The sequence below is a fragment of the Streptomyces sp. SID3343 genome (assembly GCF_009865215.1).
In the GTDB taxonomy this organism is placed as follows: Bacteria; Actinomycetota; Actinomycetes; order Streptomycetales; family Streptomycetaceae; genus Embleya.
Map to the genome: position 1 here is coordinate 1 of NZ_WWJX01001562.1, position 5,573 is coordinate 5,573.

Annotated in this window: 3 protein-coding genes and 2 pseudogenes; 4 read left to right on the plus strand and 1 reads right to left on the minus strand. The window is 71.5% G+C overall.

Annotated features, from left to right (window positions below; genetic code table 11):
• Positions 1–303: pseudogene (locus GT354_RS50110) on the minus strand (hypothetical protein); the annotation flags it as partial.
• Positions 304–947: 644 nt separating this feature from the next.
• Between GT354_RS50110 and mtrA the strand changes: the two are divergent.
• The 4 genes and pseudogenes from mtrA to GT354_RS50130 form a co-directional block, all read left to right on the plus strand.
• Positions 948–1,625, plus strand: a complete 678-nt coding sequence (gene mtrA / locus GT354_RS50115) for an MtrAB system response regulator MtrA (protein WP_161364885.1) — start codon at positions 948–950, stop codon at positions 1,623–1,625.
• A gap of 73 nt (positions 1,626–1,698) precedes the next feature.
• Positions 1,699–3,414: an MtrAB system histidine kinase MtrB gene (gene mtrB / locus GT354_RS50120; RefSeq protein WP_161364889.1), complete on the plus strand. Its 1,716-nt coding sequence runs from the start codon at positions 1,699–1,701 to the stop codon at positions 3,412–3,414.
• Positions 3,411–5,174, plus strand: coding sequence for an LpqB family beta-propeller domain-containing protein (locus GT354_RS50125; protein ID WP_161364887.1), 1,764 nt, complete (start codon positions 3,411–3,413; stop codon positions 5,172–5,174). Before mtrB ends, GT354_RS50125 begins: the two co-directional genes overlap by 4 nt.
• A gap of 122 nt (positions 5,175–5,296) precedes the next feature.
• Positions 5,297–5,573 (plus strand): annotated as a pseudogene (locus GT354_RS50130) (ComF family protein); the annotation flags it as partial.

Sequence of the window (5,573 nt, forward strand, 5' to 3'; positions counted from 1 at the left end):
GTTGGGCGGTCCCCAGCCTGCGGTGGGCGGTCCCCAGCCGGCCGCGGGCGGCGGCTGTTGCGGGGCCCAGCCGGGGGCGGGCTGCGCGGGAGCGGGCCGGTCCGGCGACGGCGGCTTGTCCAGGGACGGCGGCTTGTCCGGCGACGGGGGTCGGCTCGGGGAGGGTGTTTCGTCCGAGGACGTGGGCCCGTCCGCGGCCGGCGCGGGGGTGGGCTGGTCGGATGACGTGTCGTCGTCCGCCGGGCGTTGTTCTTCGTCCGGCCCCGGGGCGTCCGGTGTGGGCCGGCCGGGCGAGTCCGTCATGCGATTGCGCTCCTCGTCCTGATCGGGTGGTGACTCATCGTGGCATGCCCGCGGTCGCGGATGGCCAACGGCCGGGACCCGATTTCGAACCGTTCCCGGGGCACACCGGCCGGGTGGACAACGTCGACGAGACGCCACTCGTTCCGGTGCGCCGGCCGGACGCGGTCGAGCCGGCGCCGATCGTGCCCGATCGGACCCGGCTGCCGGCGCCGGCGCGCATCGCGATGGCAATGGCCGGCTCGCTCGTCGCGGCGGGCGACGTGGGATCCGGTGATCGTGGGGTCCGACCGGACGAGCGGCGCACGGGGGTGCCGTCGTCGAGGTCGGCAGGTATCCGCTCGCGGTGCCCACCCACCACTGCGGCTGCCGTTGGTGGTGGTCGCGCCGGCGCCCCACGTCGACGCCTCGACACCCGACGGTCGGGCGGTCGTGGTGCGGCGGCGCACCCCGTAGGAGGTCGTGTTCGTGGCCGAAACGTTCGTTGCGCCGGTGGGAAGGGCGGCGTACAACGGTGCTTTCGACGTGACCCCGCCCTCTCTCGGCACGGCACTCGTCACGGAAAACGGCGTTTTGTCCCTGGTGGACGCGGCCGGAATCGGTCGGATGAGTGCAGGTCACAATCCGGTAATGCGACGATGATGCACATGAAGGGACGCGTCCTCATCGTTGACGACGACACCGCACTGTCCGAGATGCTCGGCATCGTGCTGCGTGGCGAAGGGTTCGAGCCGTCGTTCGTGGCGGACGGAGACAAGGCACTCCAGGCTTTCCGGGATGTGAAACCGGACCTGGTGCTGCTGGACCTGATGCTGCCCGGCCGCGACGGAATCGATGTCTGCCGCCAGATCCGCGCCGAATCCGGCGTTCCGATCGTGATGCTCACCGCAAAGAGCGACACGGTCGACGTCGTGGTCGGCCTGGAGTCCGGAGCCGACGACTATGTGATCAAACCGTTCAAGCCCAAGGAGCTTGTCGCTCGTGTGCGGGCCCGCCTGCGCAGAGCCGAAGAACCCACCCCGGAACAGCTGGTGATCGGCGATCTCGTGATCGACGTCGCCGGCCACGCCGTGAAGCGGGACGGGCACAACATCGCGCTCACCCCGCTGGAGTTCGACCTCCTTGTCGCACTCGCCCGCAAGCCCTGGCAGGTGTTCACCCGCGAGGTGCTTCTCGAACAGGTATGGGGATATCGACACGCGGCCGACACCCGCTTGGTGAATGTGCACGTCCAGCGGCTGCGCTCGAAGATCGAGCGAGACCCCGAGCGCCCGGAGACGGTGGTCACCGTGCGTGGGGTCGGCTACAAGGCGGGACCGGCCTGACCTTGAGATCGCCCCGGTGAGCACCGCGCAGCGGTCGCCCTCCCCGTCGGCCTGGACCCTCGCCCTGCGTCGTGTGCGCGGTGGCGTGGGTCGGGTCGTGGCCCTGTGGAACAGGTCCATCCAGTTTCGCGTCGTGGCCACCACGTTGGTCCTGTCGGTCGCCGTCATGGTGCTGCTCGGAGTGGTGGTCGTCGGGCAGGTCCGCAACGGCCTGCTCGACGCGAAGGTGGCCTCCGCCCGGTCCCAGGCCCAGGGCGGTTTCGAGGATGCCCGCGCGCAGGCCGACGAAATCGCCACGAGCCCGGGCAAGCACGTCCAAGTGCCCACCGGCGCGCCCACCGCGGGCGCCGGCGTCAACGCGGGCGACTGGCTCAACGCGCTTGTGAAACAACTGTCCAGTGGTGGACAGGGCGTCTACGACGTGGCCGCGATCAGCCCCGATTCCGCCGACGACACACCCGGCACCGGGCGTGGACCACGCGGATCCGGCGACGTGGTCCCGGACGAGAGCGTGCCCGACGACCTGGTGCGCGAGGTCGCCGCGCGCCGCGGCGCGGCCGCGATGCAGTACACCCGGATCGTGCGTGACGCGCAGGTGGGCGAGAGCAGGACCAGGACCACCCGGGAGGCCGGCCTGGTGGTCGGCTCCCAGCTGTCCGATCCGGACGGCAACGCCTACCAGCTGTACTACTTCTTCTCGTTCGGTCCCGAGGAGAAGACCCTGGGCCTGGTGCGCAGCACGCTGGCCACCGCCGGGGTCTTCCTGGTGCTGCTCCTGGTCGCCATCGCCGCTCTGGTGACTCGTCAGGTGGTGACGCCGGTACGGATGGCCGCGCGGATCGCCGAGCGCCTGGCCGCCGGCCGTCTCGAGGAGCGGATGCGCGTGGTCGGCGCCGACGACCTGGCCCGACTCGGTTCGTCGTTCAACAAGATGGCGTCCAATCTGCAGAACCAGATCCGGCAACTGGAGGAGCTCTCGCGTGTCCAACGCCGGTTCGTCTCGGACGTGTCGCACGAACTGCGTACGCCGCTGACCACCGTGCGGATGGCCGCCGACGTGCTGCACGAGGCCCGCGAGGACTTCGACCCCGCGACCCGGCGCTCGGCCGAACTCCTGCAGAACCAGTTGGACCGGTTCGAGGCGTTGCTGTCCGATCTCCTGGAGATCAGCCGCTTCGACGCCGGCGCGGCCGTGCTCGATGCCGAGCCGGTGGACCTGCGCGATCTTGTGCGTCGGGTGGTCGAGGGCGCGGAACCGCTCGCCGAGCGGCGCGGCAGCCGCCTGGTGGTGCGCGCGCCCGACAAGCCGTGCGTGGCCGAGGTCGATCCGCGTCGGATCGACCGGGTGCTGCGCAACCTCGTGGTCAACGCGGTCGAACACGGCGAGGGCCACGATGTCGTGGTCGTCGTTGCGGGCAGCGAGGACTCGGTCGCGGTGGCCGTGCGCGACTACGGCGTGGGTCTCAAGCCCGGCGAGTCCTCGCTCGTGTTCGCCCGCTTCTGGCGCGCGGACCCGGCCAGGGCCAGGACCACCGGCGGCACCGGGCTGGGGCTGTCGATCGCCTTGGAGGACGCGCACCTGCACGGTGGCTGGCTCCAGGCGTGGGGCGAGCCCGGCGGCGGTTCGCAGTTTCGGCTCAGCCTGCCCAAGACCGCGGGCGGCGAACTGGTGCGCTCGCCACTGCCGCTGGAACCCGAGGACTCGCGCGCCAACCGCGGCTTGGGCCCGGCGGGCTCGCCGTACCGCCGCAGCGTTCGCGCGGTCGGCCCCGCAGGAGGCAACCGATGAGGCGCATCACACCGTTCCTGGCCTTCCTGTGCGTGCTGTGCGCGCTCGGCGGCTGCGCGTCGATGCCGGACAGCGGCAGCGTGCGCGAGGCCGGCAAGGGCGGCGCCAAGGACCAGGGACCCGAGCAGCAGGTGCGGGTGTTCGCGGTGCCGCCCAAACCCGGCGAGGACCCCGACGGCCTGGTGGCGGGCTTCCTGGAGGCGGTCACCAGCGACGAGCCCGACTACGCGACGGCCCGCGCCTACCTGACCCCCGAGGCCGGCAACAAATGGGTGCCCGGGCGCGAGATCGTCGTACTCGACTCGATCCACCGCACCGCCGACCCGGCCGGCGACGACAAGTCGTACCTGGTCTCGGTCACCGGCACCCGGGTGGGCACCGTCGACGCCCGCAACGCGTACGAACCCGAGGAAACGCAGAACGCGCAGTATCGCGCCACGTTCCGGCTCAGGATGGTCGCCGACAACCAGTGGCGGATCACCGACTTGCCGGACGGGCTGATCCTGACCAAGGCCGAGTTCCACCGGATCTATCGCTCGGTCAACACGTACTGGTTCGCCTCGGCCATGCCCGTGGGCCGGGACAAACTCGTGCCCGACCCGGTCTACCTGCGCAGTCGGGTCGGCCTGGCCACGGCGCTGGTCCAACAACTCCTCGACGGCCCCACCGAATGGCTCGCGCCCGTCGTCGACACCGCCTTCCCCGCGGGCACCCGGCTCGCCCAGCGCACGATCGCCATCGAGGACAACCGCACCGCGCGCGTCCAACTCGACGCGGCGGCGCGGCGTACCCCGCCCAAGGGCTGCGACCGGATGGCCGCGCAGCTGCTGTACACGCTGCGTCAGGTCTCCGGCATCGACACGGTCTCGATCGTGGGGGGCGATTCGCCGATGTGCTCGCTCTCCCAGGACGACGCCGCCCAGTACGACCCGATCCAGTCCAAGTCCGGCTCGCCGATGGGCTACTTCATCGGCAAGGGCAACGTCGTCAACATCGTGCCCTCGCCCGGCGGGCTCCCGCCGGTGCTGCCGGGACCGTTCGGCGACGGCACGTTCAAGCTCGACCAGATCGCGGCCTCGCGCGACCCGTTCCAGCGTCGGATCGCCGGCGTCGAGAGCACCGGGCGTCGGTTGATCGTGGGCGACGTCGACGGCCACGAGGCCAAGGACTGGCTGGACTCGGGTTCGTTGAGCAGTCCCACGTGGGACGGCCGCGGGGTGCTGTGGGTGCTCGATCGGACCCAGGGCGCCGAGCGGGTGCTCGCGTTGTCCGAGGACGACCGCAAACAGATCACCGTGGTGTCGGTGGCCGTGCAGAACATCGAGGCGAGTCGGATCACCGGCATCCGGTTGTCCCCGGACGGCACCCGCGCCGCGCTGATCGTGGACAACGGCAAAGCGCTGCGGCTGGGCCGGGTCGAGCGGCACGTCACCGGCGGGCAGGTGTCCATGACGATCGCCGCGACCCGTTCGGTGGTGCCCTCGCTGGTCGAGGTCAAGGCGGTCTCGTGGAACGGCCCGGACCGGCTCGCGGTCCTGGGCAAGGAGGACCAGGGCGCGCTCCAGCCGCAGATCGTCGACATCGACGGCGGCTCGTCGGTGTCGATCGCCTCGGTCAACGGCATGCTGCACATCGCCGCCCCCGACGGCCCGGACCAACCGCTGCTCGCGGACTCCAGCGAGGACAACATCTACCGCCTGGGCCAGGGCAACAACTGGACCAAGGTGTACAGCGGGACCTACCCGGTCTACCCCGGCTAGGCCCGGCGCGACGAGCCGGCCTCGCGCGCGATCCGTCGATCGCCACGGCGCGCCATGACCGGATCGGGTGGTCGTGCCCCGGAAGGGCCCGTTTCGGATCGTGGCGTGCAAGCGTGGACGGCATGAGAGGCCGCCGAGTGCTCGCGACATGGGCCGACCTGGTGCTGCCCGCGGACTGCGCGGGCTGTGGCGAGCCCGGTCCGCGACTGTGCACCGCGTGCCGCGCGGTCTTCCTGCCGTCGGCCGCGCGGATGGGGCCGACCCCGGCGCCCGAGGGCCTGCCCCCGGTGTACGCGATCACGGCGTACGAGGGACCGGTGCGCGGCGCGCTCGCGGCGTACAAGGAGCGTGGCGCGCGGTCGCTGGTGCGCCCGCTCGGTGACGCGCTGGCCGCCGCGG